General features: G+C 72.4%; 22 protein-coding genes and 1 riboswitch. Of the genes, 3 read left to right on the top strand and 19 right to left on the bottom strand.

Annotation, left to right across the window (positions count from 1 at the left end):
* Positions 1-32: 32 nt before the first annotated feature.
* A riboswitch (cobalamin riboswitch) is annotated at positions 33-252 on the bottom strand.
* 111 nt (positions 253-363) lie between these two features.
* From HA073_RS09125 to HA073_RS09115, 3 genes are all read right to left on the bottom strand, one after another.
* Positions 364-1,956: a beta-1,3-glucanase family protein gene (locus HA073_RS09125; RefSeq protein WP_166456143.1), complete on the bottom strand. Its 1,593-nt coding sequence runs from the start codon at positions 1,954-1,956 to the stop codon at positions 364-366.
* A 102-nt stretch (positions 1,957-2,058) separates the two neighbouring features.
* On the bottom strand, positions 2,059-4,599 hold the full coding sequence (gene mgtA, locus HA073_RS09120) for a magnesium-translocating P-type ATPase (protein WP_166456142.1): 2,541 nt from the start codon (positions 4,597-4,599) through the stop codon (positions 2,059-2,061).
* Positions 4,600-4,638: 39 nt separating this feature from the next.
* Complete coding sequence (locus HA073_RS09115; protein ID WP_166456141.1) at positions 4,639-5,295, bottom strand: DedA family protein; 657 nt, start codon at positions 5,293-5,295, stop codon at positions 4,639-4,641.
* 119 nt (positions 5,296-5,414) lie between these two features.
* On the opposite strand from HA073_RS09115, the gene HA073_RS09110 reads away from it, so the two are divergent.
* A complete protein-coding gene (locus HA073_RS09110; protein ID WP_166456140.1) occupies positions 5,415-7,754 on the top strand; it encodes a lysylphosphatidylglycerol synthase domain-containing protein in 2,340 nt (779 codons plus the stop codon).
* Between the two features lie 92 nt (positions 7,755-7,846).
* Here the strand turns inward: HA073_RS09110 and HA073_RS31105 are convergent, their stop codons facing one another.
* Both HA073_RS31105 and HA073_RS09100 read right to left on the bottom strand, forming a co-directional pair.
* The gene (locus tag HA073_RS31105; protein ID WP_309227999.1) at positions 7,847-9,562 is read right to left on the bottom strand and encodes a tetratricopeptide repeat protein; all 1,716 of its coding nucleotides are present in this window, start codon (positions 9,560-9,562) and stop codon (positions 7,847-7,849) included.
* Positions 9,563-9,789: 227 nt separating this feature from the next.
* Positions 9,790-10,947 carry an alkane 1-monooxygenase gene (locus HA073_RS09100; protein WP_043322873.1) on the bottom strand — a complete coding sequence of 386 codons (1,158 nt, stop codon included), beginning with the start codon at positions 10,945-10,947 and terminating at the stop codon, positions 9,790-9,792.
* Positions 10,948-11,076: 129 nt separating this feature from the next.
* Between HA073_RS09100 and HA073_RS09095 the strand changes: the two genes are divergently transcribed.
* Positions 11,077-11,676, top strand: coding sequence for a TetR family transcriptional regulator (locus tag HA073_RS09095; protein ID WP_064445449.1), 600 nt, complete (start codon positions 11,077-11,079; stop codon positions 11,674-11,676).
* Positions 11,677-11,785: 109 nt separating this feature from the next.
* Here the strand turns inward: HA073_RS09095 and HA073_RS09090 are convergent, their stop codons facing one another.
* The 8 genes from HA073_RS09090 to HA073_RS09055 form a co-directional block, all read right to left on the bottom strand.
* Positions 11,786-12,370: a hypothetical protein gene (locus HA073_RS09090; protein WP_166456139.1), complete on the bottom strand. Its 585-nt coding sequence runs from the start codon at positions 12,368-12,370 to the stop codon at positions 11,786-11,788.
* Positions 12,371-12,464: 94 nt separating this feature from the next.
* Positions 12,465-13,532 carry a lytic polysaccharide monooxygenase gene (locus tag HA073_RS09085; protein WP_043322864.1) on the bottom strand — a complete coding sequence of 356 codons (1,068 nt, stop codon included), beginning with the start codon at positions 13,530-13,532 and terminating at the stop codon, positions 12,465-12,467.
* A gap of 182 nt (positions 13,533-13,714) precedes the next feature.
* Positions 13,715-14,407, bottom strand: a complete 693-nt coding sequence (urtE, locus tag HA073_RS09080) for an urea ABC transporter ATP-binding subunit UrtE (RefSeq protein ID WP_064446439.1) — start codon at positions 14,405-14,407, stop codon at positions 13,715-13,717.
* Complete coding sequence (urtD, locus tag HA073_RS09075) at positions 14,407-15,183, bottom strand: urea ABC transporter ATP-binding protein UrtD (protein ID WP_084789371.1); 777 nt, start codon at positions 15,181-15,183, stop codon at positions 14,407-14,409. The genes urtE and urtD overlap by 1 nt, the downstream gene beginning before the upstream one ends.
* Positions 15,180-16,310 carry an urea ABC transporter permease subunit UrtC gene (gene urtC, locus HA073_RS09070; protein WP_043322861.1) on the bottom strand — a complete coding sequence of 377 codons (1,131 nt, stop codon included), beginning with the start codon at positions 16,308-16,310 and terminating at the stop codon, positions 15,180-15,182. Before urtC ends, urtD begins: the two co-directional genes overlap by 4 nt.
* The gene (gene urtB, locus HA073_RS09065) at positions 16,307-17,194 is read right to left on the bottom strand and encodes an urea ABC transporter permease subunit UrtB (RefSeq protein WP_043329910.1); all 888 of its coding nucleotides are present in this window, start codon (positions 17,192-17,194) and stop codon (positions 16,307-16,309) included. Before urtB ends, urtC begins: the two co-directional genes overlap by 4 nt.
* A 65-nt stretch (positions 17,195-17,259) precedes the next feature.
* Positions 17,260-18,504, bottom strand: a complete 1,245-nt coding sequence (gene urtA / locus HA073_RS09060) for an urea ABC transporter substrate-binding protein (RefSeq protein WP_166456138.1) — start codon at positions 18,502-18,504, stop codon at positions 17,260-17,262.
* A 404-nt stretch (positions 18,505-18,908) separates the two neighbouring features.
* Positions 18,909-19,991, bottom strand: a complete 1,083-nt coding sequence (locus HA073_RS09055; RefSeq protein ID WP_043322855.1) for a substrate-binding domain-containing protein — start codon at positions 19,989-19,991, stop codon at positions 18,909-18,911.
* 96 nt (positions 19,992-20,087) lie between these two features.
* Between HA073_RS09055 and HA073_RS09050 the strand changes: the two genes are divergently transcribed.
* A complete protein-coding gene (locus tag HA073_RS09050) occupies positions 20,088-20,564 on the top strand; it encodes a MarR family winged helix-turn-helix transcriptional regulator (RefSeq protein WP_166456137.1) in 477 nt (158 codons plus the stop codon).
* Here the strand turns inward: HA073_RS09050 and HA073_RS09045 are convergent.
* From HA073_RS09045 to HA073_RS09020, 6 genes are read right to left on the bottom strand one after another with little or no spacing between them, the layout of a single operon-like run.
* Positions 20,551-21,288 (bottom strand): urease accessory protein UreD, encoded by a 738-nt coding sequence (locus tag HA073_RS09045; RefSeq protein ID WP_166456136.1) that lies wholly within the window; start codon positions 21,286-21,288, stop codon positions 20,551-20,553. The two genes, HA073_RS09050 and HA073_RS09045, sit on opposite strands and share 14 nt — an antisense overlap.
* Entirely contained in the window at positions 21,288-22,046 is a 759-nt protein-coding gene (gene ureG, locus HA073_RS09040; RefSeq protein ID WP_043322846.1) for an urease accessory protein UreG, read from the bottom strand. The genes HA073_RS09045 and ureG overlap by 1 nt, the downstream gene beginning before the upstream one ends.
* The gene (locus tag HA073_RS09035) at positions 22,036-22,725 is read right to left on the bottom strand and encodes an urease accessory protein UreF (RefSeq protein ID WP_064445442.1); all 690 of its coding nucleotides are present in this window, start codon (positions 22,723-22,725) and stop codon (positions 22,036-22,038) included. Before HA073_RS09035 ends, ureG begins: the two co-directional genes overlap by 11 nt.
* Positions 22,725-24,428, bottom strand: coding sequence for an urease subunit alpha (locus tag HA073_RS09030; protein ID WP_043322842.1), 1,704 nt, complete (start codon positions 24,426-24,428; stop codon positions 22,725-22,727). The genes HA073_RS09035 and HA073_RS09030 overlap by 1 nt, the downstream gene beginning before the upstream one ends.
* On the bottom strand, positions 24,425-24,805 hold the full coding sequence (locus tag HA073_RS09025; protein ID WP_051610833.1) for an urease subunit beta: 381 nt from the start codon (positions 24,803-24,805) through the stop codon (positions 24,425-24,427). The genes HA073_RS09030 and HA073_RS09025 overlap by 4 nt, the downstream gene beginning before the upstream one ends.
* On the bottom strand, positions 24,802-25,104 hold the full coding sequence (locus HA073_RS09020) for an urease subunit gamma (RefSeq protein ID WP_166456135.1): 303 nt from the start codon (positions 25,102-25,104) through the stop codon (positions 24,802-24,804). The genes HA073_RS09025 and HA073_RS09020 overlap by 4 nt, the downstream gene beginning before the upstream one ends.
* Between the last annotated feature and the right edge of the window lie 181 nt (positions 25,105-25,285).

The following is a 25,285-nucleotide window of genomic DNA, read 5'->3' as shown; positions in this document are numbered from 1 at the left end:
CCGTCCCGAGCGACCGTCGGCGGCGCGCACCGGACGGTGCGCGCGGTGCGGGCAGGTCTTCGGACTCGCGGGCGCGACCGGATCCACCCGGTCACCTACTGGCCGTCGCTTCCCAGACCTCACGGTCCAGTGCTTCGATGACGGCTGTCGTTCCCACTCACCGCTGCGGGGCAGTCCCGGACTCACACCGGGTTCCCTCTTACGACGCCACACCCTTCACGGGCACGGCGAACCAGCACCGTTGTCCATCGTATGGGGCGGTGAGCCGACGTGGTCGGCGCGTCCGTCCTGCGGGACGGCGAGCCGTCGCGGCGGGTGGCGGGAGCGACTCGCGGTCGCCCCCGCCCCCCGTCGCAGGGCCGGTCAGCCCTTGCGCCACTTCTGGCCGGCCGTGCCCGTGCAGTCCCAGAGCTGGAGCCTCGCGCCGTCGTTGCCGTTCCGGTCCTTGATGTCGACGCACTTGTCGGCCTGAAGGTTGACCAGGTCCCCGGCGGCGTTCAGGGTGAACTGCTGGGCGCCGGTGCCGTTGCAGGTGTAGAGCTGCACCACCGCCCCGTTGGCGGTGGACCCGGCGTCGACGTCCATGCACTTGTTGTTCTGGCTCTTCAGCGCCGTGCCGCTGAACGTCCACTTCTGCGCGTTGGTGTTGTTGCAGTTCCACATCTGCAGCGGCGCGCGGTCGACGAAGTTGGAGCTCGGCACGTCGATGCACTTGTTGTTCCAGTTGCTGACCACGGGCACCCCGGTGGTCGGGTTGCCGCCCCCACCTCCGGTGAACGGGCTGAGGATCAGTCCGGCCGAACGGGGGTCGCCGTCGTGCACCAGTGACTCGAATCCGCCGACGTCGTCGAAGGCGAACGCGTACGCCCGGCCGTCGGTCATGTTGGCGTGGATCAGGCGGGCGTACTGGTTGGTGGGGTTGCTGCGGTAGAAGTCGGCGGCGTTCGTGCTGGGCTGGGTGTCGATGGTGCCGAGCGTGCCTCGGTTGAGGGCCGCGCAGAGCGTACGCGAGATCGGGCCGACCACCTGGTCGTTCGGCGCGGGCAGGTCGCCGTCGCATCCCCAGACGCTGGCCGAGGAGGGCCGGTTGAAGGAGGCGACCACCTGGCCGCTGCCGTTTGTGAAGGTCATGGTGTTGCCCGAGGTGCGGCCGTAGTACCGGATGGCCGGCTGGTCGGCGAAGGGCGCCACGGTCAGCGTCTTCGTGGTGTACGCGTTCCACGCGGAGGCGATGTAGGAGTCCAGGTAGGTGGTGCTCAGCAGGCCGGCCCCGGCCGCCTTCCCCGGGGCCAGGACGCGCAGCACGGTCCCGTCGGAGCGGGTGTGGACGGTGTTGGCCCAGCCCGGCTGCGCCCGGATGCCGTCGATGACCGCGTTGCGTCCGTTGGCCACCACGTCGCCGGTGCGCTTGGTGACGCCGTTGGCGCCGGTCACCGTGACCGCGTGCGGGATCGCGAACATGTCGACCTGGGAGCTGTTGAGCCACAGCCCGGAGTCGTTGTAGGTGAACTCGCTCCAGTCGAAGAGGATGTCGCGGTTCGCGTCACCGGCCGCCCAGGGCGCGGGCTGCACCAGTCCGTCCGGGGTGAGGAAGAACTTCAGCTTCTGCCCGAGGGCGAAGTAGGCCCGGCCGGAGAAGCCCCGGGGCAACTGGATCGTGGTGCTGCCGCCGTTGCCGGGGCCCGGTATGGAGACGTCCGGCGCGGGCGACGGCGGGATCTGCCCGCCGCTCCACGGCACGAAGGCGCCACCGGCGGTGACGTAGCCGAGCCGGCCGGAGGAGAGCTGGACGCCGATGACGTAGAGGTAGACCGGGTCGGTGCGACCGGTGGTGTTGGTGACGGTGACGGGTAGCAACGCGGGTCCGACCGCGTGGGCGGGCGTGGCGACGACGGTGCCCGCGAGCCCGGCGAGCAGTGCGGACGCGGCGGCGAGCAGCTTTCTTCGAAGACGCATGGCGACACCTCGCTGGAGACAGGGACGGGAGAGCGCTCTCTCAGCAGGGTCCAATTGTTAATTTTGTTTGTCAATAGGCGATCACCGATGGACGCCAGACCGTCACGGGCGGGGCACCCGCCGTGCGGCGGTCGGGTCCGGCGGGACGACGTACTTGGCGGTCTCGTTGGCGGCGACGTTGACCAGGGTGACCGCGGCGAGGGCCGCCAGCACCACCGGCGGGAGCGCGGCGAGTCCGAGTGGCGCGGACAGTGGGCTGAAGGGCAGCGCGACGGTGACCGTGATGAGCAACAGTCCGGTGCCGGCGAGCGCGGCGGAGGGGCGGCTGCGCAGGAAACTCCGATTGGAGCGCAGCACCAGCAGCGCGATGATCTCGGTGGCGGTGAACTGGACGAACCAGGCGGCGCGGAAGACGTCGGTCGACACGTGCCACCACCAGCGCAGGGCGCCGAGTACGAGGAGGTCCACGGCGATGCTGATCGAGCCGTACACCAGCATGAACCTGCGGATGGTCCGGACGTCGACGGTACGCGGATGCTGGATCTGCTCGGCATCGGCGTAGTCGGTGGACAGGGTGGTGTAGGGGATGTCGGAGAGGAAGTTGAGCAGCAGGACCTGACGGGGCAGCAGCGGCAGGAAGGGCAGCAGGAGCGCGGCGATGCTCATGCTGACGACGTTGCCGAAGGACGCGCTGGTGTTGACCCGGATGTACTTCAAGGTGTTGGTGAACGTGCGGCGGCCGAGGCGGATGCCGTCGGCGATCACGTCGAGGTTCTTGTCGAGCAGCACGATCGCCGCGGCCTGTTTGGCGACGTCGACAGCGGTGTCGACGGAGATGCCGACGTCGGCGGCGTGCAGCGCGGGAGCGTCGTTGATGCCGTCGCCGAGAAACCCGACGACGTCGCCGCGTTGGCGCAGCGCGGTCAGGATGCGTTCCTTCTGCAGCGGGTCCACCTCGGCGAACACGGTGACGTCGGTGATCCGCTCCGGCAACTGGTCGTCGGGGCAGGCGGCGAGGTCGGCGCCGACGAGCGGTTCGCCGGCGAGGTCGACGCTGGCGGCGACGTGCCGGGCGGCGTGCCGGTTGTCGCCGGTGACCAGTCGGACCGTGACGCCCATGTCAGCGAGCCGGCGGATGGCGGCGGCGGCGTCTGCGCGGGGTGGGTCCTGGAAGGCGAGCAGCCCGACCAGCGTCATCTCCCGTTCGTCGGCGACGGCGACGGCGGTGGCGCCGGGCATGGCTCGCACGGCGAGGCCCAGCACCCGGTCGCCCTGGTCGCTGAGCGCGGCGAACCGTCGCAGGACCCGCTCGCGTACCTCGTCCAGCGGTACCGTGCCCGCGGCGGTGCGTGCGGTGGCGCACACGTCGAGCACCGCGCGTAGCGCACCCTTGGTGACCAGGATCGGCTCGTCTCCGTCGCGCACCAGCAGGGACAGGCGCTGGCGGGTGAAGTCGTAGGGCGCCTCGGCGATGCGGGTGCCCGGGTCGGCGGGTGGTTGCCCCCTCATGATCGCCGTGTCGACAGGGTTGGGAAATCCACGCTGGAGGCCGGCGTTGAGCCTCGCGAGCCGGGCCACCTCGGCGTCCGGCTCACCGTCGACCGAGAGGCAGCCGGTGAGGGTGACCGTGCCGGCGGTGAGGGTGCCGGTCTTGTCGGTCAGCAGCACGGTCATGGCGCCGAAGTCCTCGATGACCTCGAGGCGCTTGACGATGACCCGGTGCGCGGCCATCGCACGGGCGCCGGCGGAGAGGCTGACCGCGACGATCGCCGGCAGCATCTGCGGGGTCAGCCCGACGGCGAGGGCGAGCGAGAACAGCAGGGAGTCGATGACCGGGCGGTGCAGCAGCAGATTGGCGACGAAGATGCCGACCAGCAGGACCACCATGATCCGCACGAGCAGCAGCCCGAAGCGGGTCAGCCCGCGCTGGAAGCCGGTGCTGGCGGGGCGGGAGGCGACCCGGCGGGACACCGCTCCGAAGGTGCTGTCGCGGCCGGTGCGCATCACCACCGCGCGCGCGGTGCCACTGGCCACGTGCGTACCCATCCACAGCGCGTTGCCGCGCGCGGTCAGCTCCGCGTCCGGCGGCGACGGGTCGTCCGACTTGGGTACGGGGAACGACTCGCCGGTAAGCACCGCCTGGTCGACCTGCAGACGTTCCGCCTCAACGATCCGGCAGTCCGCCGGGACGACGTCCCCGGCGCGCAGCACCACGAGGTCGCCGACGACGACCTCCTCGACCGGTACGGACACCTCACGCCCGTCGCGGATCACCTCGGTGTCCACCCGGACCCGGGCCTGCAACGCGTCGACGGCCCGCCCGGCGGCGTGTTCCTGCCAGAAGCCGAGGCCACCGCTGGCCGCGACGATGGCCAGGATGATCGTGCCGTCGATCAGATCCCCGACGGCCATCGACAGCAGGGTCGCGGCAATCAGGATCAGGATGATCGGGCTGGTGAACTGCGACAGCAGGAGCCGCCAGCCCCGCCTGGCGCCCGCGTCGACCCGGTTGGGCCCGTGCTCGCGCAGCAGGGCGGCGGCGCGTTCACCGGTGAGCCCGGCCGTGGAGGCTCCGACGGCGGCCACGGCCTGCGGCAGCGGCCCGGCCCAGAACGCCGCGCGCCCGTCGTCTGCTCGCCCCACTGCGCACTCCGCGGTCGCCGGCCACCCCCACGAGTGACGCTACCGATCCGCCCCACCGCGCGCGGGTGATTGGCCTGCCCGCTCACCGTCGGCCGGTTCGCGCCGTGCCCTCTGCCACGCCCGCAGCGCCACGCCGACGCCGATCAGGGCCAGCAGCGCCCACTCCCCGATGCCCAGTTCCCGTTCCAGATAGCGGTAGGAGGCGGCGCCCAGGTAGCCCAGCAGCGCCACGGCCGTCGCCCACACCAGGCCGCCGGCCAGGTTCGCCCGCAGGAACACCGGCCACCGCATCCCACCGGCGCCGGCGATCATGGGAACCACGGCGCGCAGCACCGCCACCCAGCGTCCGATGAGCACCGCCCACGCCCCGCGGCGGGCGACCAGGCGGCGGGCCCGCGCGATGTCGAGGCGCCGGCGCAGCACTCGCGGGGCGCGGGCGAGCACACCCGCGCCGTACCGGCGGCCGAGGGCGTACCCGGCCTGGTCACCGAGGCAGGCCCCGGCCGCCCCGGCGGCCACCACCGCCCACAGCGGCAGCGCGCCACCGTGGGCCACCAGCCCGCCGATCAGGATCGCTGTCTCACCCGGTACGACCAGCCCGAGCAGCGTCGAGGACTCCAGGGCCGGCAGGACGATCACCAGGGTCAGGACGAGCAGCGGCGGCAGCCCCACGAGCACCGCCAGGATCCTGTCCACCCGATGATTGTCGCCCCGGAGAGTGGCCGGTGAGAGAGAAGCGCCTCCCGCGGGCGGACGAAACGTAGGGTTCGGGTCGACGGCAGGGACGGTGCCGGACGAGGGGCGGCCGAGGACCGGTGGGAGCGCGTACGCATCGCCCGTCGCCGGCGTTGCTGGTCAGCCTGACCGTCTCGGCGTGCCTTCTGGCGGCGCTCAGCGCGGCCGTACGCAGCCACCGGGTGCCTCGCTGGGAGCAGGACCTGTTCACCCTGCTCAACCACCTTCCGGCCGGGCTGACCCCGGTCCTGGTCCTGGTCATGCAGCTCGGCTCGTACCCGGCGGTGTTCGTCGCCGCCGCAGCAGCCGTCATCGCACGCCGCATCGGCGCCGCGTGGACTCTCCTGCTGGCCGGGAATCTGGCGTACTGGCTCGCGACAGCCGTCAAGGCCGCGGTCGCCCGGCAGCGGCCCGCGGCGCTGTTCACCGACGTGGTCCTGCGCGAGACGATCACCGGACGCCTCGGGTACCCGTCGGGACACGTCGCGGTCGCCACCGCCCTGGCGCTCGTCGCCGCGCGGGCCGGCGGCCCCCGGTGGCGCCGCGCCGCCTGGGTGGTGATCGGGCTGGTCGCCGTCGCGCGGATCCACGTCGGAGCGCATCTGCCGATCGACGTGGCCGGCGGTGTCCTCGTCGGCTGGCTCGCGGTGTGTCTGGCCCGACTCGTGGTCGGCGAGGTCGGGCCGCAACGGTCGGTGCCCGCACTGCGGGCGACGCTGCGGCGGCGCGGGATCGAGGTGGCATGGTTGGCGCCGATCCACGGCGACGCCCGTGGCTCGCAGCCGTGGCAGGCGGTCACCACCGGCGGTCGGCGACTGTTCGTCAAGGTGACCGGTGGCGAGCAACGCGACGCGGACTGGGTCTACAAGCTCTACCGGCGGATGCGCTACCGCCACGTGGCCGACGCGCCGCCGTACCTGAGCGCACGGCAGCAGAGCGAACACGAGACCTGTCTGACCCTGCTCGCCGCGCGTGCCGGCGTGCGGATACCGGCCGTCGTCACGACCGCCGCCGCGCCCGGCGGCGACGCCGTGCTGGTGCAGGAGTTCATCGACGCCGCCCCGCTGCACACCGTCGTCGGGCCGGTCCCGCTTGCCGCCGTACGCGACGCCTGGGACCAGGTGGCGCGTCTGCACCGGGTGGGCATCGCGCACCGGGACCTGCGGGCCGCGAATGTGCTCGTCGGCCGGGACCACGTCTACCTGGTGGACCTGGGCTTCGGCGCCGACGACGCCTCGGCCGAGCAGCGGGCCCGCGACGTCGTCGAGCTGATGGTCGCCCTGGTCGGCCGGGTCGACCCGGCCGGCGTGGTCGATGCGGCGATCGACCGCCTGGGTGTCGCGGCGGTCGCGGACAGCGTGCCGTTCCTGCAACCCGCGGTGCTGTCCCGCGCCGGCCGGACCGCCCTGCGCGCCCGGCCCGGCATGCTCGACAGCCTTCGCCAGGAGATCCTGCGACGCAGCCCGGACCGCGACCGCCCGGCGGCGAAGGTGGTCCGGATCAGCCGCCGCACCGTCCTGGAGCTGCTGGTCCTGGGGTTGGTCGTGCACCTGCTGCTCCCCCAGCTCGGCGAGATCCGCACCGCCCTGGGTCTGATCGTGCACGCCAACCCGGTAGCGGTCGCCGCGACGCTGCTCGGCTCCGCTCTGACCTACCTGCTCAGCGGTCTCGTGCTCCGGTTGGCCACGGCCGGCCGGGTCCCGCTGGGCGAGGCCACCCTGGTGCAGGTGGCCGCGTCGTTCGCCAACCGGCTGGCGCCCGGCAGCCTCGGCGGCGCCGCGCTCAGCCTGCGTTACCTGCACCAGAAGGGACTCGTCGCCGCTGACGCGGGCACCGCCGTGGCCGTCTCCCGCGCCGCCGGCGTGGTGTCCGTCGTGCTGCTGCTGCCGGTGCTGCTGCCGTTCGCACGCCAGCCCGCCCGCATCCTCACCCACGACGCGGCCAGGGCACTGCCGCTGCTACTGGGCGCCCTGGCCGTGCTGCTGGTCCTCGCCGGCGTGCTCGCCGTACCCCGGGTCCGGCGGCGTGGACGCGCCGCGGCCGGCCAGGTCGTGACCGCGCTGCGCGAACTGCGCCACCAGCACGGGCTGCGGTGGCTCGTCGTCGCGTCGACGGCGCTCACCCTCACCTATGGCCTCTGTCTCTACGTCGCGCTGATCGCCGCCGGCCCGGTCCCGCTGGCCCACCTGCCCCCGGTGATCCTGGTCTGCCTCGTCGGCGAGGGTGTCTCGTCCGCCGCGCCCACCCCCGGCGGGCTCGGCGCCACCGAAGCCGCGCTCGTCTCCGGTCTGCTGCTCTACGGAGTGCCACTGGACGCCGCCGTCGCGGGCACCCTGATCTACCGTCTCGCGACGTTCTGGCTCCCGGTACCGCCGGGATATCTGGCCTTCCGGCTCCTGACCCGGCGCCGGCTGCTGTGAACGCCGGCGACGGGGGGCGATCGTGGGCGGGGCCGGAGCGGCAGTGGCGATCCGCGCGTCTTCGACCGTCTCCCGAGCTACGCCCGGCCGGGTCAGCCGGCCAGCGCCCGGCGACAGCGGGCGAGTTCCGCGCGCAGATCCCGGCGCAGGGCCCGGTCCAGGCCGGGCTGGGCGAGCGCATGGGCGAAGTCGCGGGCCGCCTCGTCCCACCGGCCCAGCCGGGTCAGGGCCGTGCCCCGGTTGTAGCGCGGCACGGGGGCCTCCGACAGCGCCACCGCCCGGTTCAGGTCGGCGAGCGCGGCGGCCACGTCGCCGCGCTCGAACCGGGCGGCGGCCCGGTTCGTCCACGCCTCCACCAGCTCGGGGTCCCCGCTCAGGGCCCGGGTGAGCAGTTCGTCGGCCTCGGCGGGCCGGCCGCGCTCGGCGAGAATCAGGCCCAGGGTGCACAGCAGCGCGGGCTCGTGCGGAGCGCCGGCCAGCCCGGCCCGTGCGCCGGCCTCGGCGGCGTCGAGCTCGCCGCGCTCCACGTGCAGGTTGACCAGGGCGATCCGGGCGTCGAGGTGCCCGGGTTCGATGGCGAGCACCCGCTCCAGGTCGGCGCGCGCCCGCTCGGGGCGGCCCCGCTCCTGGTGGAGCACGGCCCGGTTGTAGTACGCCTCGGGCAGGTGCGGTCCCAGCCGGATGGCGGCGTCGTAGTCCCTGATCGCGGCCCGGCTCCGGCCCGCCGCCCGGTAGAGGGCGGCGCGGTCCACGTAGTACTCGCAGTTGTCCGGGTCGTGGGCGATCACGGTGTCCAGGTCGGCCAGCGCCCGCGCCGGGTCGCCCAGCGCGAGGTGAACCTGCGCCCGGTTGTGGCGCAGCCGGGCCAGGTCCTGCGGGCGTTCGCCGGGCCCGAGCGCGGCCGTCAGCCGGGCCAGTCCGTCGTCGACGAGCCGCAGCGCGCGGTCGGGCCGGCCGGCCCGGCTGTCCAGCAGCGCCAGGCCCTGCTCGTAGAAGACCGTCGACAACAGCCGCTGGCGTGGGTCGGCCAGCTCGGCGGCGAGGTACAGCGCCCGCTCCAGCCACTGCCGGGCCAGCGCCGGGTCCTGCTCGGCCGCCGGCAGGTGCCGGGCGTGCAGCATGGCGGTGGCGTACGCCGCCGACATCGTGATCTTCGGATCGTCGGTGACGGCCCGCGCCTCGTCGTAGAGGTCGAGCGCCTCGGCGGCCCGGTTCAGGGCCGCCAGGGCGGTGGCCAGGCCGGTGGTGAACGCCCACCAGTGCCGCAGGTCGCCGTCGGGGGTGACCGTCGCCCGCCCGCGCCGGGCGACCCGGGCCGCGTGGTGGTAGTAGCCGCGGGCCAGGCTGTCGCCCAGGGCCCGCCGCAGCGCCTGCGGGGTGCGCCCGTCGGGCGCCGGGTCGGGGGCGCCCTCGTCGCGCAGGTCGAGGCGCACCGGGGAAGGCCCGAGCCGGCGGGCCAGCGCGTCCAGCAGCTCGGTGGTCGTCTCGTCGGCGCTGGCGACGTGATCGAACCGGACGGTCACCGGCCGCCGGAGCGTGCCGGCCCAGGCCGCCACCAACTCCGCCGCGCCGTAGGCAAGGCAGGCGGTACGGCGGGCGGGGTGGAAGCGGATCGGCTCCTCCTCGGCGGCCGGCCGGGCCGCCGGATCGAGCCGGGGGGCGATCGCGCGCAGTTCGACCGCGTGCCGGGCCGCCAGGCGGGGCCGGTCGGCGGCGACCCGACCCAGAAAGACCGAGACCCCGGCGTACGGCCCGTGGTCGCGGTGGCAGTCGTAACGTTCCGGCCCGCCGGTCACCGCAGGGCCCACCGCCGCAGGGGCGGGCGCCCGGAAGCGCCCGCCGGACCGGCAGTTACCAGCACCACTCGATCCACAGCCGGCGTGCGCCCGACACCAGGCGGAGCGCAGAAGTGCGACGGATGGTCATTCTCCTCATAGGAACCTCCGATGTGATCCACCTCAGGACTGGCCCAGAGCGTAATCCCGGTCGATGCAAATAAGAAGGGTGCTCGCAATTCGCGGCGCAGGGCCGAGGTCTAGTAGCGGCGCCGCAGTCGGGCCTCGGCGCGGGGGTTGCGATTGGCGAGGTTCAGGTCGCCGCCGTAGTGCGCCAGAACCCGTGGGTTCATCACCCGGTACCACAGCGGCGGAACGAGAGCGAGCAACACCATCGAGGCGTAGCCTCCGGGCAGCCGCGGCGAGACGTCGAAGCTGCGCAGCGTCTGGTAGCGGCGCAGCGGGTTGGCGTGGTGGTCGCTGTGGCGTTGCAGCTGGAAGAGGAACACGTTGGTGACGACGCGGTCGCTGTTCCAGCTGTGTCGTGGGTCGACCTTCTCGAAGCGGCCGGTGGCTGTGCGCCGGCGGCACAGTCCGTAATGCTCGAGATAGTTGACCGCTTCCAGCAGCGAGAAGCCGACGATCGCCTGTAGGAGCAGAAAGGGCACGAGCCGCCACCCGAACACCGCGATCAGCAGGGCGAAGAGCACGACGGTCATGAGCCCGGCGTTGAGCAGGTTGTTGCGCAGCGTCCACGGACTCTTGTGCCGCAGCCGGAAGCGGCCGGTCTCCAGCCGCCACGCCGAGATGAGGCTGCCCCAGACCGTACGTGGCCAGAACGAGTAGAAGCTCTCCCCCAGCCTGGCGCTGGCCGGATCCTCCGGTGTGGCGACACGGACATGGTGTCCGCGGTTGTGCTCGACGTAGAAGTGGCCGTACCCGGTGGGCGCGAGCGCGATCTTCGACATCCACCGCTCGACCGTTTCGCGCTTGTGGCCGAGCTCGTGTGCGGTGTTGATGGCCAGTCCGTTGACGATTCCGATTGTGGCGACCAGGCCGGCGGCGCCGGCGAGACCGAGGCCGCCACGCGTCCAGACCCATGCTCCGAGCAGCAGGGCGGCGTACTGCGCCGGCAGGAACAGGAACGTGATCCAGCGGTAGTAACGGACCTCCTGCAACCGCCGGGCGACGTCGTCGGGCGGGTTCTCCCCGTCGTCACCGAGCAGCACGTCGATGACCGGGATGAGTCCGAAGACCACCGCCGGGGTGAGCCACCAGGCAGCGGGTCCCGCACCGGCCTGCCACAACGCGTACGCCAGGAACGGCAGCACCGGCACGAGAAGAGCCAGTGGCCACAGGTGCTTCTTGCCGTCATGCCAACCGGCGGCGACCGCTGGAGCATCGATCGAGGTCTGCATGTGCCGCCTCCGGAGTGTCGAGCGCTGCGTCGACTGTCACACGGATACCCATGCTTGACAATATCTGGCCGCGCGTAAATTTGGTGGGCATGCAAGGCGTATGTGTCCAGTCGATAGACTCGGCGCACCATGGTCGACCCTCCGCCTTATCGCCACACCGCGCGCCGCCACCTGCGCGACGCGGTCCTCAAGGCCGGCCGCGACCTGGCGATCGACCGCGGCTGGGACGCGGTACGAATGGCCGACGTGGCGGCCCGCGTGGGCGTGAGCAGGCAGACGCTCTACAACGAGTTCACCAACAAGGCCGGACTCGGCGAAGCCATCGCACACCGCGAGATCGACCGGTTCACGGACGGCGTACGGGAGGCGTTGTCCGCACACGGCGGCGACGTACGGGCCGCCGTCCATGCCGCGGTCACGTTCGTGTTGACGCAGGCCGGCACCGACCCGCTGGTCAAAACCGTCCTCAACAGCGCCCGAGGCACCGACGCCCTGCTCCCCTACCTGACCACCCGCGCCGACCTGGCCCTGGCCGCCGCCGTCACGGTGCTGAGAGAGTGGGCGGGCACGCACCTGCCCCGGGTACCGGCCGATGACGTCACCGTCGGCGCCGAATCCCTCGCGCGACTGGTCGTCAGCCACATCGTGCTGCCGACCGCGCCCGTCGACACCACCGCCGACACCCTCGCCGATCTGGCACAACGCTTCCTGGACCCGCCGCGGGCGTGAACCGGCGCAACAGCTGCCACAGACGGCGGAAGGAGAGCATCCCCGCCGGTGACGATCTGCTGCCGGCCAGGCCGCTTGCCCGCCGGCGGGTGTCGGCCGTCCGGCGTGGTCAGAGGCCGGCGGCGGCGTCGTACCGGCGTCGCAGGTCGGCCATCTCCGATGCGGGCAACGCCTCCCTGAGCGCCAGTTCCTCGTACTTGTCGGGGAACATCTCCCGTAGCCGGTCGACGAACCTGACGTCGGCGGTCGCCTCGACCACCTGAATGCCGGGAGGTTGGGTGGTCATGTCCATGATCACCGGGCCGACGAGCTTGACCGCCCCGTCCCAGTGGCGCTTCTGTTCGGCGACGCCGCAGAGGTGGAAGCCGTAGACCGTCTCGACGTCGGCCAGTGTGGCGGCCTCGGTGGGCTCGTAACCGTAGACATGGACTCCGCAGACGATCGCCGGCAGCGCCTGCTCTCCGGCCGGCGCCTGTGGGGCGGTGTGCCCGGCGTGCTGATGATCTTTCGGGTCCGCCTGCTCGAGGGTCGTACGCATCCGGGTCAGGATCTCCTGGCGGAGAACTGCCGGGTCCGTCCTCGGGGTGGTCGAGGTGACCAGGGCGGCCACACCGAGCGACGCGGCAAGCAGGCACACCTCGATCCACACGAAGACGCTTCGGTACCAGCCGCCGACGCCTACCCGGGAAATCATTGTCGTTCCTCACCTCGTCGCGGTTCCTGATGCTGGCGCAGGGCCCTGCCGGCGGTGGGGTGGCGCGTGCCGCGCCACCCCACCGCAGACGCTGTTACCGGGCGGTGCAGGTGAGGGTGGGTGCGGAGTTGGTGCCGTTCCAGGAGGCGTTGAAGCCGAAGCTGGTGCTGGCGTTGGCGCTCAGGGAACCGTTGTAGGCGACGTTCGACGCGGAGACCGACGAGCCGCTGGAGGTGACCGTCGCGTTCCAGGCGTTGGTGATGCTCTGGCCGTTGGGCCAGGTCCACGCCACCGTCCATCCGGAGATGGCGGCGTTGCCGGCCTGGACGGTGACATCGGCGCCGAAGCCACCGGACCACTCGCTGGTCTTGCGGTAGGTGGCGGTGCAGGCGCCGTTGCCGGCTGGCGGCGGCGTGGTGGGCGGCGCCGTGGTGGGCGGCGGGGTGGTGGGCGGCGCCGTGGTCGGCGGCGGGGTCGTCGGCGGCGGGTTGTTGCCGCCGCCGAAGATCACGTCACTGCAGAGGTAGTACGGCTGGTCGAGGTGGGACGCCTGCCAGATGGTGTAGACGACGTGCCGCCCGGTGCGGTTGCCCGCGTTCACCTGCGCCTCGTAGAGCCCGGTGGTCGGGTAGCTGCCGGTGCGCAGCACCAGTTCGAGGCTGTTCCAGGTGAGGGGCTGGGTGGTCGGGTCGAAACCCTGCTTGGTGATGTAGATCAACATGTAGTCGGCACCGTGCTTGGCGCCGTCGGTCAGCGTCAGCGTGAAGTTGTTCGGCATCGACTTCGCGGTCCACGCGCCGACCGCGTCGAGCGAGGCGTACAGGCCGTTCTGGGTGCGACCGCCGCTGCACAGCTGCCCGTCCGGCACGGCGGCCTGGTGGTTGCCGCCGACGTTCTCGCGGTACAGGCCGTTCCAGTTCCACATGGTGTTCGGGTTGGCCTGCCACGCCTGCCAGCACATCGGGTCGGTCTGGGCCATCGTGGGGTTGAGGTGGTCGGAACCCCAGCGCTCGTAACATCCGTAGTTGCGTGACGGCGGGTTGGTGACCGATCCGTGCGCCGAGGCCGGACCGGCCTGGTTGACCACGACCATCGTGAACGAGGCGACGAGAACTGCGGCCGCGGCCAGTCCCAGACGGCGTGCTGTCCGTGAGATTTTCATGATGCTCCAGTGGATGCGCCGACGCCCAGTGGCCCTCGCTGGGTGCCCACCCCGGAGAAGGTGACGCCGATCGATTCAAGCCGCCCACCAGGTGGACGGCACTGCTGCCCAGCAGCGCTTGGCGACTCCCAGCCACGATCTTAGTAAAGACCGCCGTCAATGTAAATCGGACCCGTCCCGGATCAGACCGCGAGAGCCGCCCGGACCTCCCGCTCCGCCGTCACTCCCCCGTCGCCGTGCGAGGTGACCCGGCCGGATTCGAGGACGTGATAACGGTTCGCCACCCGCAGCGCGAACCCGAGATGCTGCTCGACGAGCAGCACGCTGAAGCCGGACTGCCGGGTCAGCTCGACGATCCGCTCCTGGATCTCGGCGACCACCGACGGCTGGATGCCCTCGGTCGGCTCGTCGAGCATGAGCAGCCGGGGCCGGGTGATCAACGCGCGGGCGATGGCGAGTTGCTGACGCTGGCCGCCGGAGAGGAGCCCGGCCCGCCGCCGCAGCAGCGGACGCAGCGCCGGGAACAGGTCCAGCGCCTCCGCCGTCGCCACCGCGCCGTCGCGCCGGGCGTCGGCGACGAGGCGCAGGTTCTCCGCCGCCGTCAGGTGCGGGAAGCACTGCTGGCCCTGCGGGACGTACGCCATGCCACGCGCCACCCGCTCGTGCGGCGCGAGACGGGTGACGTCCTCGCCGTCCAGCTCGACGGTGCCGGCGCTCGGGCGCAGCAGGCCCGCCGCGACCCGCAGCAGGGTGCTCTTGCCGGCGCCGTTGTGCCCGAGCACCGCGGCCACCCCGTCGGGCGGGACGGCGAGGTCCACGCCGTGCAGCACCCGGGAACGCCCGTATCCGGCGTGCACCCCACGCAGGGTCAGCATCATGCCTCCAGAGGGCTGGGGACCGACCCGGCGTCGACCGGGTGGCCGAGGTAGACCTCCTGCACGCGCGGGTCCGCCTGGACCTGCGCCACGGTGCCCTCGCTGAGCACCCTCCCCGCGTGCAGCACGGTGACGCTGCGCGCGAAGCGACGCAGGAAGTCCATGTCGTGCTCGATCACCACCACCGTGCGATCCCGGCTCACCGTCTCCAGCAGGACGCCCGTGGCGTCGCGCTCCTCGTGGCTCATCCCGGCGACCGGCTCGTCGAGCAGCAGCAGCCGCGCGTCCTGCACCAGCAGCATGCCGATCTCCAGCCACTGCTTCTGGCCGTGCGCGAGCGTGCCGGCGAGCTGGTCGGCCCGGCCGGCCAGCCCGATGGTCTCCAGCGCGGCGGCCACCTCGTCGGGGATCCCCCGACGGCGCCGGGCCAGGGTGGCCCAGCTCCGGCGGGCGCCCGCGGCGATGTCGAGGTTCTGCACGACCGACAGCTCCTCGAAGACCGTCGACGTCTGGAACGTCCGGCCGACGCCGAGCCGGCTGATCCGGTGCACCGGGCGACCCAGCAGCTCCTGGTCGCCGAAGCGCACCGAGCCGGTGGCCCGCACCAGACCGGTGATCGCGTCGACAAGGGTGGTCTTGCCGGCGCCGTTCGGCCCGATCAGGAACCGGATGTCACCGGCGGGCACCTCCAGCGAGACGCCGTCGACGGCGGTGAAGCCGTCGAAGCTGACCCGCACGTCACGGACGGACAGCCCGTCCAGCCGGTCGTCGCTCACTGGTGCACCTCCGCCCGCTCGGCGCGGCGGCGGGCCAGCGCCCACAGCGACGCCAGGCCGCCGGGAAGGAACGCCACGACCACCACGAAGAGCAGACCCTGCAGGTACGTCCAGGTGCCCGGGAAACGTTCGGAGAGGGCGGTACGCGCCCAGGCGACCGCCACCGCGCCGAGCACCGGCCCGAGCAGCGTGGCCCGGCCGCCCACCGCCACACCGATGACGAACTCGATCGACGGGACGATGCCGATGAGGGCGGGCGAGATGATGCCCACCGCCGGCACGAACAGCGCGCCGGCGAGGCCCGCCATACCCGCCGCCACCACGTAGGCGACGAGCTTGACCGACGCCGGGTCGTAGCCGAGGAAGCGGACCCGCTCCTCGCTGTCCCGCACCGCCACCAGCAGTTCCCCGTAGCGGCTGTGGACGATCTGGCGGGCCAGCGCGAGCAGCGCGAGCAGGACGCCGGCGATGATGAAGTAGACCATCCGCTGGTTGACCGGGTCGTCCAGGTCGTAACCGAAGAAGCCCTGGATGTCGGTGAGCCCGTTGGTGCCGCCGGTGGTCCCCTGCTGGCCGATCAACAGGATCACCATGGCGGCGGCGAGCGCCTGGCTGAGGATGGCGAAGTACGCGCCCCGCACCCGGCGGCGGAACACCAGTGAGCCGAGCCCGAACGCGACGGCCATCGGCAGCAGCACCGTGGCCGGCAGCGCGAACCACGGGCTGGCGAACGGCCGCCACCAGACCGGCAGTTCGTCGAGCTGCCCGTACAGCTGCATGAAGTCGGGCATCCCACCGGGACCCGCGTCGGCGAGCTTGAGGTGCATGGCCATCGCGTAGCCGCCCAGGCCGAAGAAGACGCCCTGGCCGAGGGTGAGCATGCCGCCGCGCCCCCAGGCGATGCCGATGCCGACGGCCACCATGGCGACGCAGAGGTACTTGGCGAGCAGGGCCAGCCGGAAGTCCGACAGCGCCAGCGGCGCGACGGCGAACAGCAGCGCCGCGCCGAACGCGAACCCCGCCGCCGCGCGCAGCCGGGACCGGCCACCGGGCCGGCTCCCAGGCGCGACGTCGGCCGGGGCCGGTGCGCCGGCGGTGCTCGGCGGCGCGGGTGTCACGGCGGTCATGCGAGGCTCCTGGTCCGCAGGGTGAACAGGCCCTGTGGCCGCCACTGGAGGAACGCGACGATCGCCACGAAGACGATCACCTTGGCGACGCTGAGAGTCGTGAGGTACTCCCCGGTGGCCTGGAGGACCCCGAGGGCGAAGGCAACGATCACGCTGCCCTTGAGCTGACCGATCCCGCCGACCACGACAACCAGGAAGGCGTCGATGATCAGGTTGGTGCCCATGGTCGGGCCGATCGGGCCGAGAAGGGTGAGCGCCACCCCGGCGAGCCCGGCCAGGCCCGAGCCGAGAAAGAAGGTCGTCCGGTCGACCCGGGCGGTGGGGATGCCGGACACCGCGGCGAGGTCGCGGTTCTGCACGACCGCGCGGATCCGGCGTCCGAGCGGGGTGAACCGCAGCGCCAGCGTGAGGGCGGCGACGGCGGCCAGGGCCAGGGCCAGGATGAACAGCCGGTTGTTGGCGACCGTCAGCCCGCCGGGCACCGCCACGTTGCCGGTGAGCAGATCCGGCGCGCGGGTCTGCACGTTCGGACTGCCGAAGATGTCCCGCGCGAGCTGTTGCAGCATCAGGGACACGCCCCAGGTGACCAGCAGGGTGTCCAGCGGACGGGCGTAAAGCCGGCGGATCAGCAGGATCTCCAGCAGCACCCCCATCGTGCCGGCGACCACGAACGCCACCGGCAGCGCGACCAGCAGCGACAGGCCGGCGCCGGTGATGCTCTGTTGCAGCACGTACGTGGTGTACGCGCCGGCCATGATGAACTCGCCGTGCGCCATGTTGATGACGTTCATCTGGCCGAAGGTCAGCGCCAGCCCGAGCGCGATGAGCAGCAGCACCGCGCCGATGCTGATGCCGGTGAAGAGTTGACCGAAGAGGACTGTCACGGTGGGTACTCCCGTACTGCTGGTCGAAACCCCGGGCGGGGCCACCCCGCCCGGGGCCGGCGTCGTCAGCTCAGGCCGCTCGCCCACGGATAGGTCTTCAGGTACGGGTCCGGCGCGATCGGCTTGCCGGAGTTCCACACCTCGGTGATCAGGCCGTCCGCGCCGACCTTGCCGATGCGGGCGGTCTTGGCGATGTGCTGGGTCTTGCCGTCGACGGTGACCAGGCCCTCCGGCGCCTCGAAGGTGATGCCGTCGGAGGCGCCACGGACCTTCTCGACGTCGAACGCGCCGGCCTTCTCGACCATCGCCTTCCACAGGTAGACGCTGACGTAGGCGGCCTCCATCGGGTCGCTCGTCGGCTTGTCCGCGCCGTACTTCGCCTTGTACGCGGCCACGAACTTGCCGTTCGCCGCGCCGGGCGTGGTCTGGTAGTAGTTCCAGGCGGTCAGCTGACCCTCCAGGTACTGGGTGCCGATGCTCTTGACCTCCTCCTCGGCGATGGACACCGACACCACAGGCATCGCGGCGGCGGTGAGCCCGGCCGACTTGTACTCCTTGAAGAACGCCACGTTGCTGTCGCCGTTGAGGGTGTTGAAGACCGCCTTCGCGCCGGACGACCTGACCTTGTTGACGATCGTGCCGAATTCGGTGGACCCGAGCGGCGCGTAATCCTCACCGACCACAGTCATGCCGTTCGCCGCCGCGTACGCCTTGATGATTTTGTTCGCCGTTCGCGGGAAGACGTAGTCGCTGCCGACCAGGTAGACCGATTTCGTTCCCTGGGCCTTGAGGTAGTCGAGCCCGGGGACGATCTGCTGGTTTGTCGTCGCGCCCGTGTAGAAGATGTAGGGCGACTGTTCCAGGCCCTCGTACTGCACCGGGTAGAACAGCAGCGCCTTGTTCTTCTCGAACACCGGCTTGACCGCCTTGCGGCTGGCCGACGTCCAGCACCCGAAAACGGCCGCGACCCGGTCCTCGGAGATCAGCTTCTCGGCCTTCTCCGCGAAGGTGGGCCAGTCCGAGGCGCCGTCCTCCCCGATCGGCTGGATCTTCTTGCCGAGGACGCCGCCGGCCGCGTTGATCTCCTCGACGGCGAGCATGATGGAGTCGCGGACGGTGACCTCGCTGATCGCCATGGTGCCGGAGAGCGAGTTGAGCAGGCCCACCTTGACGGTGTCGCCGGAGACGTCGGCGGTGACGCCGACCGCGCCGCCCTCGTCACTGGTCTTGCTGCCGCACGCGGTCACGGCGACCGCGGCGACGAGGGTCATGGCCCCCGCCAGGATGCGGCGGCCCCAAAGAAGTGACATCTAATCTCCCTGCGGTGCGCTCAAGTAGCGAAAGGACGGTCGGTGCGGTCCGGTGGAGTTGGCGATGCCGGGGTCGACGGGTGGACGTCGCCTGTGGTCATCGCATCGGCTTTGGGCACGCAAAGCGTTGACCGGCATGATTGCGCGGACGTTTCCCGGTCCTTAATTGACTGTTTCCCGGAAACCCGGAGAGAACGCACGCCGCAACGGCTGACACCGCCCCGTGCGAGGCGGTGTCAGCCGTGATGAATTCGGTGAAGAATTGCGCCACCACAATGGTCGGCGGACAGATTCCGCCGACGGTGGACAGACATTCGCGGTATCCACCCCTGGGGTAGATACTTCACGCAGGAAGTATCTTAGGGCCGGGCCGGGTGGACGTGTCAAGGGCCGGTACCGGGCGGTCAGAGCTGGGCGAGCACTGTGAAGTCGAGACCGTCTGCCTCGGCGAGGTAGATCCGCTGGCGCACGTGCCGTCGACGCAGCTGCAGCCGGCCGCGCGGCCCGTGGTACGCCACCGTGTCGGCAGCCGTCTCGATCGCCCGTACGTCGAGGGTGCGGGCCTGCCCGATCAGCGCGGCGAGCAGCATCACGCCCTCGTAGCAGGACTCCCCCAGGCTGCCCAGCGGCGGCGCCTCCACCCCGAACCGGCGGGCGAACTCGCCGTGGAAGTCGAGGTTCTCCGGCGTCACGAGGCCGGCGAAGAAGCCCGCCGTGCTGTAGAGCCGCCGCGTCGCGCCCGCCCCGCTGGCCAGCAGCATGTTCTCGTCCATCAGGGTGCTCAGCCGCAGGCAGCGCTGGTCCATCGCGGCACGCGCGAACGCCCGGTTGAACCGCACCGCGTCCGCGCCGACGAGCAGCATCACCACCGCGTCGGCCTCGCTGCGCTCGATCCGGCGCAACACGTCGTCGAAGTCGTGTGTCTCCAACGGCAGGAACGCCTGCCCCACCACACGACCACCGCCGCGCAGCGCGTACCGCTGGGCCGCCCGCGCGGTGCGCCGGGGCCACACGTAGTCGTTGCCGACCACGAACCAGCGGCGCGCGCCCTGCTCCCCCGCGAGCAGCCGCATCGCGGGCCACAGCTGGGCGTCCGGCGTCTCGCTGGTCAGATAGACCCCTTCGGTACGCTCACCGCCCTCGTACAGGGCGGTGTAGACGTACGGCACGCGGTGCGCGACCCGGGGCGCGAGCGCCTGCCGCACCGAGGAGATGTGCCAGCCGGTCACGCCCTGCACGGCGCCCACCGACACCAGCGCCTCCACCTGGGCGGCCACCTCGGCCGGCGGCGCGCCACCGTCCACCGGCACCAGCCGCACCTCGCGGCCCAGCACCCCGCCACCGGCGTTGATCTCCTCGACCGCGAGCTGGGCGCAGAGTTCGCAGGTCGGGCCGAACATTCCCGCCGGCCCGCGCATCGGGTACACCAGCGCGATGCTGACCACGGCCCGATCGACTGTGAGCCACGGCGGGGCCGGCGCGGACATGAGCCCATGATTGCCCGGCCGACGTGGGAAAACCATAGTTCTCCATGGAGCGGGACGAGTCGCTACCATGGCAGGGCCACCGGCCCAGGGAGTTCCATGTCAGACGTGCCCGGGGCGCCAGCCGATCTGCTGCGCTCGCTCACCCGCGCCGAACGGCTGCTCTCCCGCCGGTTGGCCGCCGTGCTGGCCGACGACGACCTGACCACCGAGGCGTGGCGGGTGCTCTGCCTGCTCGCCGACGGGCAGGGCCATCCGATGAGCGAAGTGTCCGCCGAGGCGTCGTTGCCGCCGGGGACCCTCACCAAGCTGGTCGACCAGCTCGTCGACCGGAACCTGGTGTTCCGGCGGATCGACCCGCTGGACCGGCGGCGCATCCGGGCCCACCTGACCGCCCGAGGCCGCCGCGAGCACGCCCGCCTCGACGAGCGGGTCCGCACCAGCCTCGCCGAGGCGGGCGTACCGGCCGACACTCCCCTGCTCGACCACCTCGCCGACCTGATCGCCCGGCTCGACCCGGCGGCTCGGCGCGACAACGCCGAGACGGCCGGCGTTCGCCTCACTACACCTCGGTGAGCAGCGGATCGCCGTCGAGGTGGGCGCGCAGCGTGTGCGCGTCGGCAGCGGTGGCGATCCACAGTGTCGCCGGACCGCCCGCCAGGGGCAGCCGGGCGACGGTGCCCTCGACCGTCGCGGACTCGTGGGGCAGCGACGGGTCCACCACCAGCAGTGACCCGGTGGCCGGCGCGCCGCCGAGCACCGCGGGGCCGGCCCAGCCGGGCGCGCCCGGTCCCACGGCAAGCGACTGGCGCAGCAACGGACGGCCGTCGTAGTCGACCCGGGTGTGCACGACCGCGCTGCCCGGCGCCTCGCCGTACCGGCCGCAGATCACCTCGTCGCGCCAGGTCAGCCTCGCCCCGGCGGCCACCTCGACCCGGGACTCGGCGAGGTGGGCGCAGCCGGCCGCGGCGACCAGTTGCTCGGGCAGCCAGTGCAGCGCGCCGCCGTCGTGCACCACGGCACGCACCACCATCCGCGACACGACGCCGGGCCGGCCGGGCAGGGCGACCGAGGCGGCGACGGTGTGCAGCCGCACCGCCGCCCCCGGTCCCACGTCGATCTCCAGCCGCAGGTCGTCGCCGGCGAGCGGGCCGGCCGCCCCGCCGACCACGTACACCGTCACGGCCCGACCGCGCCCGGGCGTCTGCCGCAGCAGCAGCGGTGTCTCACCGCGCAGCTCGGCGAGGACCGTGCCGCCCCGGCCGTCGGCCCGGGCCACCAGCCGGGCGTACGCGCGCATCAGGCCGGGCCGCCCCGCGCGGCGACCGGGTGCAGAGCCGCGTGGTGGGCCAGTTCGTGGCGGATCCAGTCGGCGACCTGCCCCGCCGCCGGGTCGCCGACGATCGACAGGAACACGGTCGGCAGGTCGCCGCGCCGGGCCCGCGCGTCCCGGTCCATGACGGCCAGGTCCGCGCCCACCATGGGGGCCAGGTCGGTCTTGTTGATCACGAGCAGGTCGGCGGACGTCACCCCGGGTCCGCCCTTGCGCGGCACCTTGTCCCCGCCGGCCACGTCGACCACGAATATCTGCCGGTCCACCAGCCCTCTGCTGAACGTGGCGGTCAGGTTGTCCCCGCCGCTCTCGACCAGCACCAGGTCCAGCGGGCCGACCGCCTCGGCCAGCTCGTCCACGGCGTCGAGGTTGGCCCCGATGTCGTCCCGGATGGCGGTGTGCGGGCAGCAACCGGTCTCCACGGCGCGGATCCGGGCCGGGTCCAGCACACCGGCCCGCTTGAGGAAGTCGGCGTCCTCGGTCGTGTAGATGTCGTTTGTGACCACGCCGAGTCGCAGCTCCCCGGCGAACGCCCGGCACAGGGCCGCCACCAGGGCGGTCTTGCCGGACCCGACCGGCCCGCCGATGCCGACGCGCAGCGCCCGGCCGGCTTGGGCCAGCGGCGGATGCGGGTCCACCCCCGGCTCGGGGTGGGTGTGCGGAACGGTCTCGTCGTGCGGGGCAGGATTCCGGTCGGCCTCGGGCGCAACGGTGTCAGGACGCAAAGAGACGCACCTCCCAGGTGGCATGAGCTTCGGCATGGATGTCGGCAAGCGGGGCGGCCGCCGCGGGCAGCCGCTCGGGTGGGTCGTCGGCGGCCCGGGCCGCCGCCGCGGCGATGCCGTCACACCGGCCGGCGAGACCCACAAGCAGGGCCTGGACCCGGTACGGGTCGAGGCCGAGCAGGCGTACCGCCGCACTGGCCGCACCGGTCACCGTCCCGTGGACGGCGACGGTGGCGGTCTCGGCGCGGCTCAGGCCCGCGGCGGCGCAGAGCAGCCCGAGCACCAACGGCTGGTGCGCTCCGCCGGGTGTGGCGGGCAGGTCGTCGAAGGACGCCTCCGGCCAGATGGCCCGGCCCGCGCGCAGCAGGGCCCGTCCCTGGCGGCGGGACACCGTACGCAGCGCCGGCGCCGCCGTCCGGGCGTCCAGCTCCGCGTCGAGCAACGCCAGCGTGGACCCGCGTACGGCGGAACCCGACGTCACCGCCCGGTGCGCCGCCGCCGCGAACGCCGCACCGACCAGCCCGGCGGTGGCCAGCCGACCGGCCAGGAACGCCTCCAACGTGGCCAGGTCGGTGACCCGGCCGGCGGCGACGGCCGCCTCCAGGCCGCCGGAGTGGGCGTGCGCGCCGGCCGGGAAGCGACCGTCGGCCAGCAGCAGGAACAGGCTCGACGTCGTCATCAGAACAGGAAGTACCGCTGGGCCATCGGCAGGCGTGTCACCGGGTCCGGCTCCACCACCTGACCGTCGATCCGCACGGTGAACGTGTCCGGGTCCACCTCGATCCGGGGCATCGCGTCGTTCTCCGGCAGGTCGGCCTTGCCCCGCGAGCGCACGTCCGCGACGGGCACCACCCGTCGCCGCACGTCCAGGCGCAGCCCGGCGTCGAGGGCGGCCGGCGCGACGAACGCCAGGCTGGTCGCAGCCGCCGCGGCGCCGTACGCCCCGAACATCGGGCGTGGCAGCACCGGCTGCGGCGTCGGGATGGACGCGTTGGCGTCACCCATCTGGGCGTACGCGATCATGCCGCCCTTGAGCACCAGGTGCGGTCGTACGCCGAAGAACGCCGGATCCCACAGCACCAGGTCGGCCAGCTTGCCCGGCTCGACCGAGCCGATCTCCCGGTCCAGCCCGTTCGCCATCGCCGCGCAGATGGTGTACTTCGCCACGTACCGGCGGGCCCGGTGGTTGTCGGCAGCGCCGTCGCCGGGTAGCGCGCCGACCCGCTCCTTCATGACGTGCGCGCTCTGCCAGGTTCGCAGGATCACCTCGCCCACCCGGCCCATCGCCTGCGAGTCGGAGCCGATGATGGAGATCGCGCCGAGGTCGTGCAGCAGGTCCTCGGCGGCCATGGTGGACGGCCGGATGCGGCTCTCGGCGAAGGCCAGGTCCTCCGGCACGGACGGGTTGAGATGGTGGCAGACCATCAGCATGTCCAGGTGCTCGGCGAGGGTGTTGGCGGTGTACGGCCGGGTCGGGTTGGTCGACGACGGCAGCACGTTCGGCTCGCCGGCCACTGTGATGATGTCCGGCGCGTGCCCGCCTCCCGCGCCCTCGGTGTGGTACGAGTGGATGGCCCGGCCGGCGATCGCCCGCAGCGTGTCGGCCACGAAACCGGCCTCGTTGAGGGTGTCGGTGTGAATGGAGACCTGCACCCCGGAGGCGTCCGCCACCCGCAGGCAGGCGTCGATCGCCGCCGGTGTGGTGCCCCAGTCCTCGTGCAGCTTGAAACCGCCCGCGCCGGCGCGCAGCTGCTCCCACAGCGCCTCCGGTGAGACGGTGTTGCCCTTGCCGAGCAGCAGCACGTTGACCGGCAGCGTGTCCAGCGCCTCGTGCATGCGGGCCAGGTGCCAGGCGTTCGGGGTGACAGTGGTGGCCCGGGTGCCCTCGGCGGGGCCGGTGCCGCCGCCGACGAGTGTGGTGATGCCGCCGGCGAGCGCCTCGGTGACGATCTCCGGGCAGATGAAGTGCACGTGCGTGTCGACGGCGCCGGCCGTGAGGATCCGGCCGTTCCCGGCGATGACCTCGGTGGCCGGGCCGATGACCAGCTCGGGGTGGACGCCGGGCATGGTGTCCGGGTTGCCGGCCCGGCCCAGCGCCACGATCCGCCCGTCGCGCAGACCCACGTCGGCCTTGACCACCCCCCAGTGGTCGAGCACCACCGCGCCGGTGATGACGGTGTCGAGGGCGCCCTCGGCACGGGTCGCCCGCGACTGGCCCATCGACTCGCGGATCACCTTGCCGCCGCCGAAGACCGCCTCGTCGCCGCCTGCGCAGTGGTCGGTCTCCACCTCGATCAGGAGGCTCGTGTCGGCCAGCCGGATGCGGTCGCCGGTGGTCGGCCCGTACAAATCGATGTAGCGGTCCCGCCGCACGGCGGTCACCGCGTCGGCCCGTCGGTCGTCGGCGCCCCGCTCGTCGGCGCGTCTGTTCCCGGCGCGGCCGGTGGCGCTTCGTCCAGCGGCCCGGCGCACTCGCCGCGCAGGCCGGGCACGACGCGTGCGCCGCCGAGCGGAACCAGCTCGACGGTGCGGCTCACGCCCGGCTCGAACCGGACCGAGGTGCCCGCCGCAACGGCGAGACGCTGACCCCAGGCGAGCGCCCGGTCGAACATCAGGGCCGGGTTGGCCTCGGCGAAGTGGTAGTGCGAGCCGACCTGCACCGGACGGTCGGCCGTGTTGACCACGACCAGAGTGGTCACCGGCCGGCCCACGTTGATCTCGACCGGGCCGGCCGCCGGCAGGATCTCCCCGGGGATCACGGGATCGGGTGGTGCACCGTCACGAGCTTGGTACCGTCCGGGAACGTCGCCTCCACCTGCACCTCCCTCAGCAGCTCGGGGATGCCGTCCTGGACGTCCTCGCGGCCGAGCACGCTCCGGCCGGCCGACATGAGGTCGACCACCGACCGTCCGTCGCGGGCCCCTTCGAAAAGGAAAGCGGTGATGATCGCGACGGCTTCGGGATAGTTGAGTCGCAGGCCGCGCTCGCGGCGGCGGCGAGCGACGTCGGCCGCGACGTGGACGAGCAGGCGGTCCTGCTCGTGCGGGCTGAGGAACACGGGATTCTCCGGTGGGGTCGGCGTGGCCCGCTCGCCGTCGGCTCCGCGTGGAGCCGCGCCGGGCAGGACCACCCGGAGTACGAGCTGGAGTCACACGACCGCCGCGACGCCGCCTACGGGTGGCCCGGGACTCCACCATCCCGGCCCGCTCGACGGGCACCCGGCGGTGTCGGTCGGATGC

The organism is Micromonospora sp. CMU55-4 (assembly GCF_011602315.1).
Lineage (GTDB): Bacteria > Actinomycetota > Actinomycetes > Mycobacteriales > Micromonosporaceae > Micromonospora > Micromonospora chalcea.
Note: the sequence above shows the minus strand (reverse complement) of the source record. Positions and strands in the feature narration are given on the sequence as shown.